A 19,794-nucleotide genomic window follows, 5' to 3' on the forward strand; every position below is an offset into this window, starting at 1 on the left:
CCGCTCGAATCTTCACGTCAATCTATCGCTTTTTCGATCGGCGCCTCACTAACAACTTTCAAAACAAACGTCCCGAAACAATCCGCCAAAAAAAATATCCACAAAACACCTTGTGGCAATTCTGCAATTGAAGAGTTAACGGCAGTGTGGCTGGGTCGGATAGCGTTGCAGGCCACCCTTGAATTTAAGGAAGCGCGTCTGAGGGTTCTGCGGGCGCCGATCTGAGGCAAGCCTCTGAAAAAGCGAGTTTTATCTGCGTGTTTATAGAAATTTTTTCAGCAATGGCATTCTCACCTCCGAACGGGTGTGATAGCGTCCGGCCAAGACTTGTTTTAGGAGATTCATGATGATCAGAGCGACCGTGTTGGTTCTGGCCCTTTCAACCACAAGCGCCTTTGCGCAGGACGCGACCGACGGGACGACCCCGGAGCCTGTCGATCCTACTCGTGTAGCCCCATTGGACGATGCGGCGGCTGCAGCTGCGGCTGAAGGTGTGACTGGTTTTGTACCTCTTGTCGCGCCCGCACTTGGCGTGGCTGCGGCCGCAGTAGGTGTGGCTGCTTCGGGCGGCGGTGGCGGCGGGTCGTCAAACAGCACCACAAGCACAGTGGGCACCAACTGAACCAGCTGTTCAAACGAACGAATAACAGTGCGCCAATACGGCGCGCTGTCACCAGGAAAACCATTACCGCAGTCTTTAGTTATTAGATTGGTGTAATGTGTCGTGACACCGGAATTATCCTTTAGACATCTGCTTACAAACTTTTATGCCAGACACACGTAAAACGTGTGTGGTGCCGCTTTGCCCTATGGCACCTAAGCACGAGCTTTGGGCCTGAGCGCTTGACCATACCCCAACCTCAGAAACACGGTCGAAATTGTCTGAGATACAGCCATGTTCCCATGAGGACATGGATGAAAAAATTGACTGAACAGTAAAAAAATGCTGCCATCCTGCCAGACAGGAGAGTGTTATGACAAAAACAATATTTTCAAGAAGAGTACTGCTGGCCGCTGTGGCGGCTGCCTCAACCATATTCTCCGCCGGTTTGGCGGCAGCGGAAACCGTCAAGGTCGCGGCGATTTATACCCTGCCAGTGGAGCAGCAATGGATCAGCCGCATACACAAGGCCCTGAACACCGCAGCCGAGCGCGGTGACATCGAATACGTGTTTTCGGAAAATGTGGCGAACACAGATTATGAACGTGTGATGCGCGAATATGCCGAACAAGGCGCACAGCTGGTTGTGGGCGAGGTGTTTGGCCTGGAGCGCGCGGCGCGCAAGGTGGCGAAGGACTATCCTGACACCGCCTTTTTGATGGGGTCATCTTTTGGGCCAGTGGCGCCCAATTTTTCGGTCTTCGACAACTGGATTCACGAACCGTCCTACCTGACCGGGATGGTCGCCGGTGCGGCCACTGAATCGAACGTGATCGGCATGGTCGGCGGATATGCCATCCCCGAGGTGAACCGCCTGATGAATGCCTTCATGGATGGCGCACGCGAAGTGAACCCGGATGTCACATTCCTCGTGACCTTCATCGACAGTTGGTACGATCCACCCAAGGCCAAGGAAAGCGCCATCGCGATGATGGATGCAGGGGCGGATATCATGTACGCGGAACGCTTTGGTGTCTCGGACGCGGCGGTTGAGCGGGGCGTAAAGGCCGTGGGCAACGTCATCGACACGTCGGGTGACTACCCCGGCACGATCTTGGCCTCAGCCCTGTGGCATATGGAACCGACCATCGACAAAGCCATCGCCAATGTGGCAGGTGGCTCGTTTGAGGCTGCGGATTACGGCCAGTACAGCTTTATGGGCTACGGTGGCGGGTCGATGGTTCTGGACGAGGAACTGGTTCCGGCAGAAGTTCTAGAAGCGGTGAATGCCCGTCAGGCCGAGATTCTGGACGGTCTGTTCCGGGTGAATGTGAACGATGACCGCCCGGTCTCGGATAACTGATACTGCTCGGGCCGGTTCAGCAACTGGCCCGTGTTTCCAATGACAGACTCCACGGTTCTGAAACTCAACGGGTTGAGCAAACGCTTCGGTCCGGTCGTCGCCAATGACGATGTCAGCCTGACCCTGAAACGGGGTGAGGTTCTGGCACTGCTGGGTGAAAACGGCGCGGGCAAGACCACGCTGATGAATATGCTGTTTGGGCATTATTTGCCCGATTCAGGGTCTATCGACGTCGCTGACAAAGCAGGTGTTCTACGGCCCTTGCCATTGGGTCACCCGCAGGTGGCGCTGGCCGCAGGCGTTGGCATGGTGCATCAGCATTTCACGCTGGCCGAGAATATCTCGGCCCTGGATAACATCACATTGGGTTCGGAACCCCTGCTTGCGCTGCGCCGCAACCGGCGGGAAGCCCGACAAAAGATCCAGGCCATTATAGATCGAAGTGGCCTGACCGCGCCGCTGGATACGCCCGTGGGGCGACTGTCTGTGGGTGAACGGCAGCGGGTGGAAATCCTGAAAGCCCTGTATCGGCAAGCGCGAATATTGGTACTGGACGAACCCACGGCAGTGCTTACCCCGCAAGAGGCCGACACGCTGTTCGAAAACATCCGGATGATGACGGATGAGGGGCTGTCGGTCATTTTCATCAGCCATAAGCTGCGTGAGGTTCTGTCCTTTTCTGACCGGATCGCGGTGCTGCGCCACGGACGCAAAGTTGGTGAAATGGCTACATCCGAAGCGGATGAGAAATCTATCGCCCGAATGATGGTTGGGGCGGATACACCGGAACTTGCAGGGGGCACCATGGCACCGGGTGTCCCGGTGCTCAGCCTGTCCGGCGTGTCGGTTTCTGGCCGGTCCAAGCGCGATACGCTCAGTTCTGTAGATCTAACCGTGCATGCGCATGAAATCCTTGGGATCGCCGGGGTGTCTGGCAACGGACAAAGCGGGTTGGCCAATGTGATCTCGGGTCTTGTTCAGCCAGAACAGGGTCTAATCAAGGTAGATGGAGTTGAAATTGGCACGCTAAACCCGGCATCAATGATACGGGCAGGCGTGGGGCGCATCCCCGAGGACCGCCACCGCGAAGGCATCGTTGGCGCGATGAGCGTTGCAGAAAACATGGTGATCGAGCGGTTGGGTGACAGCGACGTGCAATCGCGCGGCCTGTTGCGACATGAGGCGATCGAAGAGAACGCCACCCGCCTTGCAAAGGCTTATGACGTGCGTGGGCCAGGTGTCGAAGCCCCGGCGCGGTTGCTGTCAGGTGGCAATATACAAAAGCTTATTCTGGCGCGGGTGTTTGATCGGGCACCGCGTCTGATCCTGGCCAATCAACCGACTCGTGGCCTGGACATGGGGGCCGCTGCCGAGGTCGGACGCCGCCTGCTCGAGGCGCGCGAACGTGGGGCCGGAGTGGTTTTGATCTCAGAAGATCTTGATGAAATTCTGGGGTTGGCCGACCGCATCGTGGTAATCCGCGATGGTGAATTGCACGAGGCCCCCGGCCGCGACCGCGAACAGATCGGGCTGATGATGGCAGGAGAACCAGCATGATCCGCATTGAACCGCGCCAGACTCAGTCGCGGGCCTTTACCCTGGGCGTTCCTATCCTGTCCGCCATAATTGCTCTGGGGTTTGCCGCCATCCCCTTGCTTGCCGCGGGGGCGAACCCCATCCTGGCATATCAAGAGATGTTTCGCGGCGTATTTGGCTCTGTTTTTGCATTTTCCGAAGTGCTGACGCGCGCCACACCGCTGATCTTTACCGGTCTGGCCGCCGCTTTGGCGTTCCGCGCCAAGCTGTGGAATATCGGGGCCGAAGGGCAACTTTATCTGGGTGCGATGGCGGCTGTGGCGGTTGGGTCGGGGGTGCTGGATGTCCATGGTATCTTGTTGTTACCGCTGATCGTCGTGCTGGGTGCTGCAGCGGGTGCGGCGGGGATGGTTGCCCCGACCTATCTGAAAATCCGTTTTGGCGCCGATGAGGTGGTAACCACATTGCTGTTGAATTTCATCATTCTGATCTTTGTTCAGATGATGCTGGAAGGAGCCCTACAGGACCCAATGAGCCTGGGATGGCCGCAATCCGCCCCTATCCTGGATCAGGGTATGTTACCGCCATTGATCGAGCGGATGCGGGTGCATTCAGGGTTGATTGTGGCTCTGATACTGGCCGGGTTGGCGCAATTCATGCTGGCCCGATCTGTTTGGGGATTCCGTTTGCGGGCGGTGGGCGAAAACGCTGCGGCCGCGCGCCACGCCGGGATCAATGTAAACCGCTCACTGTTTGGCGTGGCCATCTTGTCAGGTGGTCTCGCGGGACTGGCCGGGGTTAGCGAGGTCGCCGGGCTCAAGGGGTATCTGACCTCGGACCTTTCGCCGGGCTTTGGCTATACCGGCATCGTGGTCGCCATGCTGGCGGGGTTGTCGCCAGTGGGCGTGGTGATCGCCGCGTTGTTTATCGCATCCGTGTTCGTAGGGGCTGACAGTATGAGTCGCGCCATGGGCGTGTCGTCTTTTCTGGCCGACCTGGTGGTTTCGGTTTCGTTGCTCTGCGTTTTGGTTGGTGGGTTCTTTGCTCGCTATCGGATCGTTCGAGCCAGTACCGCGAGGGCAGCGCCTTGATGGATATTCTCAATATCCTGCTGTCCGAAAGCTTCTGGGCCGCGTCCTTGCGCATCGCTACGCCGCTGATTTTTGGCGTATTGGGTGCACTGATCTGTGAACGGGCGGGCGTGCTGAACCTCGGCATCGAAGGGATATTCGTCGTCGGTGCCATGTGCGGCTGGATGGCCGTCTGGCTGGGCGCGGGGCTGTGGGGCGGCGTGCTGGTCGCGGCGCTGGCCGGGGCCTTTTTTGGCCTATTGCACGCGATCCTGACGGTGCCTTTGGGTCTGTCGCAACACGTCTCGGGGTTGGGGATCACTCTGTTTGCAACGTCCGTCAGTTATTACACCTATCGCACTGCATTGCCGAACGTGTCGTCACCGCCGCGGATCGAGCCATTTCAGCCGCTGGATTTGCCCGTACTATCAGATCTACCCTTTTTAGGGACTGTTTTGTTCCAGCAAACCGCACTGACTTGGCTGGCGCTGCTCATGGTGGCGGCGGTTTGGTACGTGATGAACCGAACCGCCTTGGGCGTGGCCATACAGGCCGTCGGAGACAACCCGGACAGCATCGATGCACAAGGCCTGTCGGTTTATGGGTTGAGGATTGGGGCCATTGTTGCGGGCTCGGCCCTGATGGCTTTGGGGGGAGCCTTTCTGACCATGAGCGCTTTTGACGCTTTCTTTTTTGGCATGGTCAACGGGCGCGGCTGGGTTTGCATCGCACTGGTGATCTTTGCCAGCTGGCGGCCAGGAAAGGCGCTGTTGGGCGCGCTGCTGTTTGGGGCCTTCGACGCATTGCAGGTGCGATTGCAGACCGAAATCGGTGCGCTGGTGCCCGGTCAAGTGTTCCTGATGGCCCCGTATATTCTGTCAATCATCGCCCTTGTGGTTGCTGCGCGGTCGGCGGATTATCCGCGTGCTTTGCTCACCCCCTGGTTCAAGGGCCAACGATAGGAAACGTCATGTTCGATCTGATCGTCAAGAATGCCACCCTGACCGATGGCCAGACCGGAATTGATATTGCCTGCGCGGATGGCAAGATCGCCGCGATTGAATCCGGGATCACAGCCGAAGCTGGCGAAGTAATCGATGCAGGTGGACAGCTGGTCTCACCCCCGTTTGTTGATCCGCATTTTCACATGGATGCGACTCTATCGCTGGGCAATCCGCGCACGAATGTCTCGGGCACATTGCTGGAAGGTATCGCGCTGTGGGGAGAGTTGAAGCCGATCCAAACGGTCGAGGACATCGTTGCGCGTGCAATGCGGTATTGCGAGCTGGCCGTGGCCAAGGGGATTGGCGCGATCCGCAGCCATGTGGATACCTGCGATGATGAGCTGAAGGGTGTTGAAGCCCTGCTGCAAGTGCGTGAGCAGGTGAAGGATTATCTGGATCTGCAATTGGTTGCCTTCCCGCAAGACGGAGTTTTGCGTGACCCGACAGCGATGCAGAACACAATCCGCGCGCTGGATATGGGTGTGGATGTGGTGGGCGGTATTCCGCATTTCGAACGCACCATGGCGGACGGAGCCGACTCTGTACGCCAATTATGCGAAATCGCGGCCCAACGTGGCTTGATGGTCGACATGCATTGTGACGAAAGCGATGACCCGCAAAGCCGCCATATCGAGACGTTGGCCTACGAAACCAAACGTTTGGGTCTAAATGGCTGGGTGGCAGGGTCGCATCTGACCTCGATGCATTCGATGGACAACTACTATGTATCGAAACTGATCCCGTTGATGGTCGAGGCTGGGGTGCATGCAATCCCAAACCCGTTGATCAACATTATGCTTCAGGGTCGCCACGACACGTATCCCAAACGCCGCGGCCAGACCCGCGTGCGCGAATTGCGCGATGCGGGGATCACCGTGGGGTTCGGATCGGATTGTGTGATGGACCCGTGGTATTCGCTGGGAAAGGCCGACATGTTGGACGTGGCCTTTATGGGGTTGCATGTGGGTCAGCTGTCCAGCCGGGCTGATATGGCGTGGTGTTTCGATGCGGTGACCGAAAACTCGGCCCGGATCATGGGGTTGCAGGGTTACGGCGTAGCCAAAGGCTGTGATGCGAATTTCGTGCTGCTGCAGGCCAGCGACAAGATCGAGGCGATCCGCCTGCGCGCCCATCGTCTGACCGTGGTGCGCAAAGGCCGGGTTATCGCCCGGTCAAACCCAGTGATCCATGATCTGACCTTACCCGACGGGCAGACATCTCTGGATGAGGCACGCGTGCCTTTCACAAGCTGAAATCTGACAAGGCCCCACGGTGTTAAAGGTTTGAACACGGCAAATCTCGATAAGTTCATCCTGAATCTCTGCGGTCAGATGCTCCTGTTTCGTGCATATGGGCGTACATAAACATTAAATTCGTTAACCATTGCAGACTCCGACGGGTCTGCTGTGCTAGGTCTGTGACTGAAGTTGGGGGCTTCAGAGGGGCGACATGTCTCAGGACCTTAGGGACTGGCTAAGCGCACTTGGACTATCTGACTATGCGCAAGCCTTTTTGGATAACAAAATTGATTTCGCAATTTTGCCCGATCTGACGGGCGAAGACCTGATCGAAATCGGAGTGACCGCTGTCGGAGACCGCCGCAGGCTGCTGCGCGCGATTGCCGAGCTTGAGACAATCGAAACCGTTCAACCCTATGAGCCCGAAACTCCGCTGGAACCCGCCAGGCGGCAGGTCACGGTTATGTTCGCCGATCTGACCGGCTTTACCCGCCTGACCAGCGAGTTGGACGCCGAGGACATGCATGAACTGCTGAACGCGTTTTTTGCCAAGGTGGATCATGTGGTCGAAAAATTCGGCGGCCGGATCGACAAGCATATCGGGGACGCGGTGATGGCGGTGTTTGGAGCGCCGATATCGCATACCAACGACACCGAGCGGGCCGCGCGGGCAGCGCTGGAGATTCATGCGGTGCTTCCCAGTTTGAACCCGCCGCTGTCCTGCCATATCGGCATCGCATCTGGTCAGGTAATCGCCAGCACAACCGGCAGTCAGGCTCATACTGAATACACGGTGACCGGTGACGGCGTTAATCTGGCGTCGCGCATCACCGATATGGCGACGCCGGGTGAAACCTTGGTGTCGCATGACATTCAGCGCGCGTTAGGGCCGCTTTTTGTCGGCGAGTCGCTGGGTGAAAAGCCGATCAAGGGGCTGAACGAGCCGGTTGAACTGTGGCGGCTGGAACGGATGGCGCGCAACATCCGATCGCGCCGGCATCGCTTTGTCGGTCGCGAGCGCGAGATGTCGCTGTTCTCGGCCACGTTCGACCGCTGCCAACAGCATGGCAAGGGTGAGGTGCACATCGTTCTGGGCGAGCCGGGCATCGGCAAGACCCACCTGTCCGAGCAGGTGGCCGAAATGGCCGCAGGCCTCAATTACTCGATCCACAATGGCTTGGTCATGGATTTTGGCGCGCGTGAGGGGCATTCGGCCATCCAGTCCGTTGCCCGCAGCATTTTGGGACTTGAGGCCATGGATGATGCTGCCACTTGCGCGGCAATGGCACAAGAAGCGGTGAAAAAAGGCTGGGTGTCGCCGTCCAACGCGACGCACCTAAATGCGCTGCTTGAGTTGGAGCAAGACCCCGGCCTGGCCGAGGTTTATGCGGTAATGGACAACACCACCCGCCAGCGGGGGCGACGGCAGGTGATCGACGAACTTATCGCGGCACGCAGCCGCGACGCGCCGATGCTGATCCAGATCGAGGATATACATTGGGCCGCCCCTGATATCCTGACCGCTTGTGCCCATATCGCCGCGACCACGCGCGATCTGCCCTGCGTCTTGCTGATGACCAGCCGGGTCGAGGGCGACCCCATCAACCGTGAATGGCAAATGGGAACCGAAGGGGCGCTGATTTCGAAATTGGAGTTAGCACCGATGGGAGACGAACAGGCACGACAGCTGGTTCAGGAGTTTACCGGTGTTGATCCTGAACTGCTGGATGCCTGCGTGCAGCGTGCCGGGGGCAATCCGCTGTTTCTGGAGCAGCTCTTGCGCAATATCGACGTGCTGAAACGCGAATCCGTGCCGGGCAGCATTCAGGGCATCGTGCAATCGCGGCTGGATGCGCTGGACCGGCGAAATCGGGCGGCGATTCAGGCGGCCTCGGTGTTGGGTCAGAGGTTCTCGCCCGAGGTGCTGAACTACGTCTTAGGTGAAGGGCATCTGGACACTTCGACCCTGATCCGGTCCGCCCTGATCCGCGAGGCAGGAACCGATCTGATGTTTGCCCACGCGCTGATCCGCGACGGGTCATATGCGACGCTGGTGAAATCCGAACGCGCGCGGCTGCACCGTCAGGCCGCGAAATGGTTCGAGGATCGTGATGCCACCCTGCGGGCGCAACATCTGGATCGGGCGGGCGCCACCAACGCGGCGCAGGCCTATCTGGAAGCCGCAGAGAAACTGATTCAGGGGTTCCAGTTCGACGATGCCAGCCCGCTGATCGAACGGGCACTGGAATTGCCTGCGCCATCCGGGGTGCGGTTCGATTTGTTCTGTGCCCGTGGGGAAACCCACCGATTGCAAGGCCTGTCGGATGACGCTTTGCGTGAATTCAAAGAAGCCGCCGATCTGGCCGAAACGGATGAACAGACCGCCCGCGCCCATATCGGGTTGGCGCAGGCCGCACGGCAGGCCAGTTTGTACAAAGACGCACTGCAAAGCCTCGACACCGCCGAAATCGCGGCAGAGCGGTGCGGATCGGAACGCGACATTGCCCAGATCAATTATGTCCGTGGCAATGTGTATTTCCCGCTGGGCCGGGTCGAGGACGCACTGCAAAGCAACGAAAAGGCTCTAACATTGGCCAGAAAGCTGGAATCGGCACGGCTTGAGGTCGGCGCGCTTAGCGGGTTTGGCGATGCGAATTTCATGAACGCGACCATGCAGACAGCATCTGGGTTCTATACGCAGGCGGTGGAACGCGCGCGGGAAAAGGGGCTGGTGCGCGATCTGGCGGCCAACCTGCACAATCTCAGCGTGGCGCGCAGCTATACCGGCGATGTGACGCAGGGCAAGCTGGATGCGCAAGAAGCCATCGAAGTGTCCCAGAAATACTTTGCCTTTGTGCCGGAATGCGTGGCCCAGACCTGCCTCGGCGTTGCGCATACGTTTCTGGGTGAGTTGGATCAGGCGCTGGAGACTTTCACAGTTTCGGCCGAAATTGCCAGCCGCGTAGGCGCAAAGCGGCTTGAGGCGCAGGCGTTAGAACATCTTGCCCGTACGCAGGTCTACGCGGGGCAATTGGACGATGCTCGGGAAACCGGTCAGCGCGCTGTCGATATCGCGCTGGAACATGGTCGGAATTTCGTGGGGCCCAAGGCGCTATCGGCGTTAGCCATGGCCGAAACAGACCCTAGTAAACAGGATCAGCACCTGAAGCTGGGGGCCCAGATCATCGCCGAAGGCTGCGTTGGGCACAGCCACCTGCATTTTTACCCCGATGCCAGCGCCGTCATGCTGGCGCGGCAGGAATGGGACCGGGCCACTGAATATGCGGACGCTTTGGCGAAGTTCACCGCCGAAGAACCCCTGCCTATGGTCGATCTGTCGATACAGCACACCAAGGTTCTGGCCGCGTGCGGGGGCTGGGGCATCCCGATGACGGCGCATGAAGATTTCGAAGCGCTGGGCGCGCGCTTTTCCGAGATGGGCATCACGCAGTCTCTGGTCGGGCGGTTGAATTAAGCGGGCGAGGGGCTGAATGAGCATCGAAAAGAAGGTTTGGCTGATTTCCGGTGCCCTGACGCTTGCTCTGTCCGTGGTGCTGTTCAAACTACTGGTCGCGCTGAACCATTTCGAGGGCGATCCAACGCAATTGCCGGATCAGGTCGCAGTCGATGAGTATCTACAAAAGTTGGGCAATGCGCCCGACTATCGGGTCAAAACCGGCATCTTCATCAAATCCTTCAGCTTTACCGGCGCCAGCGACGTGCGCGTGAGCGGCTACGTCTGGCAACATTACGAAGACGGCGTACATGACGCGATCAAGCCAACCGAAAAAGAGGTCGGGTTCATCCTGCCCGAGGCCGTCGATGCCGCGAATGGTGTAATTGAAGAGGCGTATAGGATGGATCAGGACGGCGCGACCCTGATCGGCTGGTATTTTGAACAGACCCTGCGGCAGAGCTTTGACTACACCAGCTACCCGTTCGACCATAAAACCGTCTGGGTCCGGTTTTGGCCCGGTGAGTTTGATGTAAATGTGGCTCTAATACCGGACTTTAAATCCTATCCCGCCACCGGACCCGCCGACATTTTCGGCATAGATCCCCGCATCGTCATGGGTACGTGGGAGCGTGAGAACACCTATTTCGACTATCGCTTGTCCGATCTGGATACCACGCTGGGCATTGGCGAAAACGAGTTCCAGACCAACCTGCCGGAACTGCATTATAACTTCGTCATCAAGCGCAATTTCGGAAATGCTTTCATTGTCCACATGATCCCGTTGATCGTGGTGACGATGCTGCTGTTTGGCGCAGTGATGACCGTGACCCGCCGCCCCGATTTGGTCGAACGGCATGATTTCAGTACCTCCAGCGTGATCGGCACATGCTCGGTTCTTTTTTTCGTGATCCTGCTGGCCCATGTACAGCTGCGTGAAGGCTTTGCCGGATCGCCGGTGATCTACATGGAGTCGTTCTTTTTCCTGATGTATTTCCTGTTGCTGGCGGTTTCCGTGAACACCTACTTGTTTGCATCCGAGGCTGTGCCGTCCCTGCGGCTTATCCATTACAAGGATAACCTGTATCCAAAGGCCGCGTTCTGGCCTTTTGTCCTTCTGTGCATGGTGGCGATCACGGGCTACAACCTTAGCCTTAAGGCCGGGCCCGAGGTTGAGGCCGTGATCGAAACCCACAATTAGGCTGTCGGCTGAAACCCCGGTTTTGGCGTGCCGGTGGCCATATCCAGCGTGTATTCCGCAACGATCCCGGATGTGCCTTGTTCCCATTCATCCAGATACTTGGTGGGATGCGCGATTACATAGGTATAGGCGGGCTTTTTCACGCCATCTATCAACACGTTGATCCGCTTGCGAACATAGACATTCTCGGGCGAGTTGGGGCCGTGATAGCCTTCGAGCTTGTCCAGTTCTTTCATCCCGGTGGATGAGACGCGATAGACCTCGCCTCGCACGGCCTTGCCACGGCCCTTCTGGTCGATCAACGTGGCCATCCGGTGCAGAAAGCCGCAGTTCGGATTGTCGCAGAACGGTTCGTGCGGCACGATCAGGGGCATGCGTTGCCGGGTGATCGCCTCGCCCACGAAATCATCCAACACCTCGGCATGGGCGTCGTGGTTGGGAAAGCCTTTTTTCAACGAACCGTAAGTGAAGTAGAGATAGGTCTTTTCCCGATCTTCGATCAGGTCGTTTTCCTCTTCTTCCTTCAGCTCGGTCAGTGTGTGCGTGTTGGCCCAATCGTCCAGCATCTCGACGATCTCTTCCGAGAGTTTGTGGCCCCTGGTATTGTTCGGGTTCTGCAGAAAATGAATACAGGAACTGGCGTCGATTTCGTCGGCCCCCAACAGGATCTCCACCATCTCGACCGAATTGTTCATCACCGCCACATGCAGGCTGGTAAAGCCGTGGTCATTGCTGGCGTTGACGTTGATGCCACGGTTAATCAGGGCCTGTGCGGCCTCAAGGTCAGGCTTGCCCAGATTCAGCCCGCTCTCGTTCATTTCACCTTCGCCGCCTGCCGCATAGTGCAGCAGCGTATCGCCGTTTTGGTCGTCCACGATGTCGATCCCGGCCATACCGTTATCTATGGCCCGAAACACCCGATCCCATTGTGCGAAATCGTCCGAGGCGGCGGCCTCTTGCGCCCATTTGCAGATGTTGTGTTCCTGATCGGCCAGTTCTTCGAAGGCTTCGTCCAGAACCTCCATGATTTGATCCGGGGTGGCCATCATACCGATCCCCATCATGCCGTTGGACAGCCGCCCCTTGCGCGGCCCGACCAGATCAATACCCAGATCGCGCAGTTTTTCGACATTGTTCTGGGTGGTGACGTTGTTCCACATATTGGTGTTGCAAGCGGGGCAGAGGATCACCGGTTTGTTCCGATATTGCCACGCCACAAAGACCGAGGTCAGCAGGTTGTCGGCAATCCCATTGGCGATCTTGCCCATCGTGTTGCAGGTCACCGGCGCCACGATCACGCAATCGGCCCAGTCGCACAGCGCCAGATGCGAGGCGCGCAGGGGCATTCCAAACTCGATATAGCGAAAGTTCCACTCGTCATCGTCGCGGTAATAGTCGTTATGGGTGATGCATCGCTCGATCCTTTCGGCACCGAAATCGCGAAAGAACCTCTCGGCCGAGACCGAGGGGATCAGTTTCACGTTGTGCCCGGCCTGAGTGATCCGTTCCACCAGTTCCGGCACCTTGTCGGCCGCCGACGATCCGCAGGCGCACAGCAAGACGTTGCGCTTTTCGGTCGGCGCATCGGTCAACCCGCCCTTGGGATAGCCAAAGATGTTCTTGTCTAGGCTGGGGGATTCATGACGCAGTAACACCGGCAACCCGGCCTCGTGCACCTGTTCCTGTAACTCGCCTTTCAGGATCATATCGACGATATCCGACCGCCTGCCCAGACAGTTGCCCTGGAAAAACAGGTAGGGCGGTTTCTCTTTACCGGTCAGCACATTCAGTTGGCGCCGGATCTTCATCACATTGGCCCCGTGGCCTTCGATGTCGATCAGCTTGATGTGGGTGATGCCGATATTCGAAAGGATGCTGCGCAGCATATAGGACCAAGGGTCCTCATCGGCGTAAAACAGCACAAGCGGGTTGGTCGCGACGATGCGCGCCACGTCGGTGGGGTCTTCGGGGGGCTCGTGCTCTTCAATCACCAGCATCGCGGGGTTTTTCACATCGCGCAGGCCGCGGAAGATATGCCCGCGCGGGGCCTGCCATACCTGCGAGGTCGCGGGGCTCATATCCACCACGGTCACCAGATCGGTATCCTCGTCATAGGCAATGCAGAGGCACCAGAACTCTTCCAGCAAGGCCGTTTCGCGATACACGTTCTCGGGCGGGCGGATGACTTCGAATCCCAGCACGCGGTTGAAGTCGATGTTGATCATCAGGTGCCGATCATCATCGCTGTTGAGCAAGCGCAAATGATCTTGGAACCAGCGTTCGGGTGTTATCTCCTCGGGATCACGTCGCAAGGCATAGCTGTGGAACGTGCTGCCCAGATGCACATCGGGCGATTGGCTCAGGTACCTCTGCGCAAGGCTGTGCATTTCCTTGGCGGTGGAAACACGGCTTAAGGCGTCGGTGTAATCGGTCTGCGTGGCAATCAGCAGCTTGTCTTCATCGACCTGCTCATCCCCTAAAATCGCAAGGCTTTCGGCCAGCACACCCAACGAGTTCATGTTCGGGCTGGCCCGCCGGAACAGGTTGCGCCGCTTCTTGGGGTCTTTGGCCAGATACAACGTGCTGTCCACATAGTTGCAGTCCTGCTGCAGCGTTTGCAGGTTGGTCTTCACTGCCTCACGCGCCGAGAACCGCAGGATGCCCCGTGATCGCATCGAAGTTCCGTCGCGGTCCGACATCCCGGCCCACAGCCGGTCGATGGTGGTGACCCACAGCTTGCCGTATTTCTCGGGGTGGACGTCCATCATATGCACCAGCCCAGTGCTGGGATTGCACTTGGCGATGATGGCAAAATGCCCACCCGGCATGGTTGGTTTGCCATGGGCCACTCCGACCTGAAAATTTGCCACCAGGATGTCGTTATCCCCGCCCAGCCGGTTGGACTCGTCGATCGCCTTCAGCAAAATTTCGACCGAGGTCGTGGCCTCATCCATGAAATAGGCCTGAACCTGCACCTTGTCGCGCAGTCCCTGCGTGTGGATGAAGGTGCAGGCGACGTCGTAAAGCTCACCCAGTGAAATACCGTCATTGACCACGAAGGACGTGGGCAGGGCGCATTCGCGAAAGATATCGTTGACCTCGCAACTGAACCCCAGCGCCGACATGCTTAGCGCCGCCGCCGTCACGCTGCAGCAATTGATGGGTTGCTGAAAGTTCTGCAAATGCACACTGACCAGATCACCGAACAGGGTGTCATAGCAGGCCTCGCGGATTTCAGTCGGAATTTCCAGCCAGTGGTTGCTGGACAGGTAAGCAAGCTTGGTACCGGGCGTGGCCAAAGCTTCGAGGCTGACGGGAATATCAAAGATTTCAAGATGTTCCTCGTAGAAATAATCGCCTGTATCGGCCGTTGCCAGAACCGTCTCGTCCTGCCGCAGATGCACCTCGCCAGCCAGCACCACATACATGCCCTGCGATGGCAGGATCGTATCCTCAGCCACCTCGAAACACTCGAAATGCGGTTGGATTACGGTTGGATCATCTGCGGGCAGAACTTCTTGTATCAACGCCCATTCGGATTTGGTTGGATGATAGGAAATAGTATTTTCAATCGGGTCTTTAGGCACGTCTGTTCCCCCCTGAACTAAAGCCGTGAATGCCGTCAAAGAACCAGTGCTGCGTCTAGTGGCATGTGTCAGGCGTCTGATGGTCAAACAGAAATAAAGGACCGGCCCGACGGTTAATCTGCACTGGCCGGGCCAGCAGAACGCGCACGTTCAGCGCGAACAAATGGGCCCAATTGCGCGTACCGTATCGCATTTGGACACAAAAATCACCGATGTTGTTGATTTGACTATACGAGTTCGGGTTGCGGCTTTTGTCGCCCGCTTTCTGTCATTTATAAACCGAGCAATATGTCGGATTTTACGTCATAGTGACGTAACTTTCCGCGTTTTCGTCAAGAATACCCCTGCGGATCGAACAGCCCACCCGCCATACTTTTCCTAAACGAAAGAGGAGGCGCGTTTTGAGCTGGAATATTTGTGTCATAGGGGCAGGCAAGATCGGTCAGATGATCGCCAACCTGCTGCAAGCATCGTCGAACTATTCGGTCACCGTCGCCGACCGCGATCTGGCGGCGCTATCGGTTCTTAACAAACAGGGGATTGCGACCCGGCAGATTGATGTGGGGGATGAGGCGCAACTGACCCAGGGACTGACCGGGTTTGATGCCGTAATCTCGGCTGCTCCGTTCTTTTTGACGCCGAAGATTGCCAAAGCGGCCAAGACCGCCGGCGCGCATTATTTTGACCTGACCGAAGACGTTGCAGCCACCAATGCGGTGCGCGAACTGGCGGAAGACAGCGGCACCGCATTCATGCCGCAATGCGGTCTGGCTCCGGGGTTCGTTGGCATTGCTGGCGCGTCGCTGGCGGCCGAATTTGATGAGTTGGACAGCCTGCATATGCGGGTGGGGGCACTGCCGCTCTACCCGACCAACGCGATGAAATACAATCTTACCTGGTCGACCGACGGGTTGATCAACGAGTACTGCAACCCCTGCGATGCCATCGTAAACGGCGAGCGTGTGAAAACCGCACCGCTGGAAGATTACGAGGTGCTGGGCCATGACGGGGTAGAGTACGAATGCTTCAACACGTCTGGCGGTCTGGGCACACTGCCCGAAACGCTTGAGGGTAAGGCGCGGGCGGTGTCCTACCGCTCGATCCGGTATCCGGGTCATTGCGATATCCTGAAGCTGCTACTTAAGGATCTGGGGCTGGAACGCCGCCGCGATCTGTTGAAGGATATCTTCGAGACCGCGCTGCCGCGCACCGATCAGGATGTGGTGCTGGTCTATTGCACGGCAAAGGGCCTGATCGACGGCACGCTGCGCGAGAAATCCCTGATCAACAAAAGCTTTGCCCGCACCCTCAACGGACAGGTTTGGAGCGCCATTCAGGTCACCACCGCTGCAGGCGTTCTGGGCGTGGTCGATCTAATGCGCACAGGGGGTCTGCCCGCAAAAGGATTTATCCGGCAGGAACAGGTGAACCTGCCCGATTTCCTCAACACCGAATTTGGCCGGCTCTATCGCGCCGGTGATGTAACTGAACAAAACAAGGCGGCCTGAGATATGAAAGACATCGTGATGACTGCGCAACCCACCCTGGCAAATTTGGACCTGACCGAGGCCGACCTGACCGGCGGCACGCTCAAAGTGACCTCGCCGATTGACGGTAGCCTGCTGGCCGAGGTGCATGAGACTCCTGTTTCCGAAATGGAGGCCATCTTTGCCCGGTCGAAAGCGGCCTTCAAGGCATGGCGAACTGTGCCTGCGCCGCGCCGGGGCGAACTGATCCGCCTGCTGGGTGAGGAACTGCGCGCCGCCAAGGACGATTTGGGCGCGTTGGTCAGTTGGGAGGCCGGTAAGATCACCTCGGAAGGTCTGGGCGAAGTGCAGGAGATGATCGACATCTGCGATTTCGCCGTTGGTCTGTCGCGCCAGCTTTACGGCCTGACCATCGCATCCGAACGCCCGGGCCACCGGATGATGGAGACCTGGCACCCGGCGGGTCCGGTTGGTGTGATCTCGGCTTTCAACTTCCCCGTTGCTGTCTGGTCGTGGAATGCGGCGCTGGCGCTGGTGTGCGGCGATACTGTGATCTGGAAACCGTCTGAGAAGACGCCGCTGACAGCGATGGCCTGCCAGAAAATCTTTGAACGCGCATTGGCCCGGTTCGGCGATGCACCCGAGGGCCTGTTGCAAACCCTGATCGGTGGCGCCGCGCTGGGCGAGTCGCTGGTGGCCAGCGAGGATGTGCCGGTGATCTCGGCTACGGGTTCAACCCGCATGGGCCGCGCGGTGGCGCCCATCGTGGCGCAGCGGTTCGGCAAGTGCATTCTGGAGTTGGGCGGTAATAACGCGATGATCGTCGGCCCCTCAGCCGATCTGGAAATGGCGGTGCGGGCGATTGTTTTCTCGGCCGTGGGCACCGCTGGTCAGCGTTGTACCACGCTGCGTCGCCTGATCGTCCACAACTCGATCCGTAAAGAACTGGTGGACCGTCTGAAAAAGGCCTATGCCGGTCTGCCCATCGGCAACCCGCTGGCCGAAGGCACGCTGATCGGTCCGCTGGTGGACGAGGCTTCGGGCGCGGCAATGACCGCAGCGCTGAAAGCCGCAGAAGCCGAGGGCGGCACCGTGTTCGGCGGGAACCGCGTGACCGAAGACGTTCCCGCCGGGGTCTATATGGAGCCAGCCATCGTCGAAATGCCCGGCCAAAGTGATGTGGTGAAGACCGAAACCTTTGCCCCGATCCTTTACGTCATGGGCTATGACGATTTCGAGGATGCCATCGCGATTCAGAACGACGTGCCGCAGGGGCTATCGTCTTGCGTGTTCACGCTGAATATGCGCGAGGCCGAGCAGTTCCTGACCGCAGCCGGGTCGGATTGCGGCATTGCCAACGTCAATATCGGGCCTTCAGGGGCCGAAATCGGTGGCGCATTCGGTGGTGAAAAGGAAACCGGCGGCGGGCGCGAAAGCGGCTCGGATGCGTGGAAAGCGTATATGCGGCGTCAAACCAACACAGTGAACTATTCGGCGGAATTGCCGCTGGCCCAAGGCGTGAAGTTCGACATCTGATAGACCCTCCCGGCGGCATCTATGGGTGCCGCCGGTTCAGTCCGCAAACAGGTAATCCAGCCGCATCACGGCCTGCGCCTTGTCTTCTGGGACATTCAGAAACTCGGCCATTACCTCTTCGTTTTCAGTCCGCGTGTTGACCTCGCGGATACGCAAGTATCCGTCGAACCCCGCACCCCGGATCAATTCGGATTCATAGGCCAGCGAATTGCGCAAGGCCGGCACAAGGCGCGCCACGGTTTCCGATGGGCTGTTTTCTCCGGCCAGACCGACCCGGCGGGCATGGCCAATCAGATAGTCGTCAGAATAGTCGCACTCGATCTCAAGAACCCGGGTCTTGACCTGGTCCGAGCAGAAATCCTGAATGATATCCAGATTGGCCGGGTCCACACACAGCACCAGCTTGTCGGTCTGGAAATGATCGAACATCATCCGCACGACCGCGCGCCGGTGGCGGGAGCGCTTGACCAGCGTCGTCTCGATACCGCCAAGATTAGGCAGAAGGGTGTCTTCTTCATTGAACAGGTATTCGACACAAGGAATGTCGGTCTCGGACGTGATCTGATCGACCAGGCGCTTGGCCACGTGCCATTTTTTGCAAGCAATTAGATATAGTTCGCGTTCGGGACCCAGGGTATTCCCGGCCTCCCAAAAGCGCTGCCCAAAACGGCGACCAACCCTTCCGCGCCCGGTCAGAAACCCATAGAGGTTCCGCCCTTCATCCGAGATTTGGAACTCGACCCCTTCGCTGGCATAGAGCTGGCCCAACCGTTCTTTCAACTCATGCGCCTCGGGGCTGATCTTGCGGGCAAACATGTAGTCCTGCCCCAACAGCATGTCGTAGTGATCGTTGTAAAAGGTCACCGGCATCCCGTAATCCGAGAACATTAGGAAAGTGGGGGTTCGGTTTTCGATCTCTTCTTTGGGGATCAGATGGCGGACAAGGGTCTGGAAAAACGTCTCATCCGGGATCCAGGTGGTCGAGAAAAAGCGGACCACATCCGGGCGCTGTTGCAGGAAGTTCAGAATCATCTCGACCGTGCGGCGGCGCAGGCACCACCACTGGCTGCCGATCATCATCTGAATATCCGCTGGTATGTCGCGGGTTAGGCCAAAGCGTTTTTGTAGGTTGTATGCGGCATAGAACCGCTTGCTCTGGGTGCGTTCGTTGAAAAAAAAGCGATAGATCAGCCGGTCTTCCTTCATGCCGGTCTTGATCCAGTTGCTGGCAAAGAAATCGTGGCTTTCCACGAAATCCTTGTCGTTTTGATCCAGAAACCAATGGATGTATTCGGCAGTTTTGATCGCCATGCAATCGCCGGACAGCATGTAGAAATGGGTGGCCCGTGGAAACGCATCCACCGCAGCCTGTACGGCATACAGGGTCGCTTGCACCAAAGACCACTCGCCCCAACCGCACTTGATGCGCTTGGCGGCAAAAGCCACATTCGGGTTGTCTTTCAACGCGCTGCGAATGCGGTCATACGCGGCCGCACTGGCGCGCACGTCAAAGTGGATGGCCATGCAGTCGCCTGCGGCTGTCAGTTGCTCGGCCTGCGCGATGATCGCGTCAGGGTCCTTGTGGCACAATAGAATATAGGCAATTTTTGCCATATTGCGTCTGTTTCGTCCGTTTCTGCCTGTTTGCTCTCTGATACTGAGGATGAGCGATTGAATAAACAGAATATTTTTGGTTTTTTAGAACCCTAGGCGGGCG

At 58.0% G+C, this 19,794-nt stretch carries 13 protein-coding genes; 11 read left to right on the top strand and 2 right to left on the bottom strand.

The window, feature by feature from the left end:
- From AB1A64_RS20210 to AB1A64_RS20250, 9 genes are all read left to right on the top strand, one after another.
- Nucleotides 1-225: hypothetical protein (locus tag AB1A64_RS20210; RefSeq protein ID WP_366553628.1), on the top strand; the 225-nt coding region annotated here is incomplete at its 5' end.
- A 121-nt stretch (nucleotides 226-346) separates the two neighbouring features.
- Nucleotides 347-622, top strand: coding sequence for a hypothetical protein (locus AB1A64_RS20215; RefSeq protein WP_170351938.1), 276 nt, complete (start codon nucleotides 347-349; stop codon nucleotides 620-622).
- A 352-nt stretch (nucleotides 623-974) separates the two neighbouring features.
- Entirely contained in the window at nucleotides 975-1,964 is a 990-nt protein-coding gene (locus AB1A64_RS20220) for a BMP family protein (RefSeq protein ID WP_366553630.1), read from the top strand.
- 39 nt (nucleotides 1,965-2,003) lie between these two features.
- Nucleotides 2,004-3,521 (top strand): ABC transporter ATP-binding protein, encoded by a 1,518-nt coding sequence (locus AB1A64_RS20225; RefSeq protein WP_366553632.1) that lies wholly within the window; start codon nucleotides 2,004-2,006, stop codon nucleotides 3,519-3,521.
- Complete coding sequence (locus tag AB1A64_RS20230; protein ID WP_366553634.1) at nucleotides 3,518-4,591, top strand: ABC transporter permease; 1,074 nt, start codon at nucleotides 3,518-3,520, stop codon at nucleotides 4,589-4,591. Before AB1A64_RS20225 ends, AB1A64_RS20230 begins: the two co-directional genes overlap by 4 nt.
- Entirely contained in the window at nucleotides 4,591-5,532 is a 942-nt protein-coding gene (locus AB1A64_RS20235) for an ABC transporter permease (RefSeq protein ID WP_366553636.1), read from the top strand. Before AB1A64_RS20230 ends, AB1A64_RS20235 begins: the two co-directional genes overlap by 1 nt.
- Before the next feature lie 8 nt (nucleotides 5,533-5,540).
- On the top strand, nucleotides 5,541-6,827 hold the full coding sequence (locus AB1A64_RS20240; protein ID WP_366553638.1) for an amidohydrolase family protein: 1,287 nt from the start codon (nucleotides 5,541-5,543) through the stop codon (nucleotides 6,825-6,827).
- Nucleotides 6,828-7,023: 196 nt separating this feature from the next.
- Nucleotides 7,024-10,287, top strand: coding sequence for an adenylate/guanylate cyclase domain-containing protein (locus AB1A64_RS20245; protein ID WP_366553640.1), 3,264 nt, complete (start codon nucleotides 7,024-7,026; stop codon nucleotides 10,285-10,287).
- Nucleotides 10,288-10,303: 16 nt separating this feature from the next.
- On the top strand, nucleotides 10,304-11,467 hold the full coding sequence (locus AB1A64_RS20250) for a hypothetical protein (RefSeq protein ID WP_366553642.1): 1,164 nt from the start codon (nucleotides 10,304-10,306) through the stop codon (nucleotides 11,465-11,467).
- On the opposite strand, the gene AB1A64_RS20255 is transcribed toward AB1A64_RS20250, so the two are convergent.
- On the bottom strand, nucleotides 11,464-15,054 hold the full coding sequence (locus AB1A64_RS20255; protein ID WP_366553644.1) for a flavoprotein: 3,591 nt from the start codon (nucleotides 15,052-15,054) through the stop codon (nucleotides 11,464-11,466). The two genes, AB1A64_RS20250 and AB1A64_RS20255, sit on opposite strands and share 4 nt — an antisense overlap.
- Nucleotides 15,055-15,455: 401 nt before the next feature.
- Here AB1A64_RS20255 and AB1A64_RS20260 point away from each other — a divergent pair, with 401 nt between their 5' ends.
- Nucleotides 15,456-16,562, top strand: coding sequence for a saccharopine dehydrogenase NADP-binding domain-containing protein (locus AB1A64_RS20260; protein ID WP_366553646.1), 1,107 nt, complete (start codon nucleotides 15,456-15,458; stop codon nucleotides 16,560-16,562).
- 18 nt (nucleotides 16,563-16,580) lie between these two features.
- Nucleotides 16,581-18,077, top strand: a complete 1,497-nt coding sequence (locus tag AB1A64_RS20265; protein ID WP_366553855.1) for an aldehyde dehydrogenase family protein — start codon at nucleotides 16,581-16,583, stop codon at nucleotides 18,075-18,077.
- A gap of 36 nt (nucleotides 18,078-18,113) precedes the next feature.
- Here AB1A64_RS20265 and AB1A64_RS20270 read toward each other — a convergent pair whose 3' ends face one another.
- Nucleotides 18,114-19,691: a DUF5928 domain-containing protein gene (locus AB1A64_RS20270; RefSeq protein WP_366553648.1), complete on the bottom strand. Its 1,578-nt coding sequence runs from the start codon at nucleotides 19,689-19,691 to the stop codon at nucleotides 18,114-18,116.
- Nucleotides 19,692-19,794 lie beyond the last annotated feature (103 nt).

The sequence above is a fragment of the Ruegeria sp. ANG10 genome (assembly GCF_040705255.1).
Classification (GTDB): domain Bacteria; phylum Pseudomonadota; class Alphaproteobacteria; order Rhodobacterales; family Rhodobacteraceae; genus Ruegeria.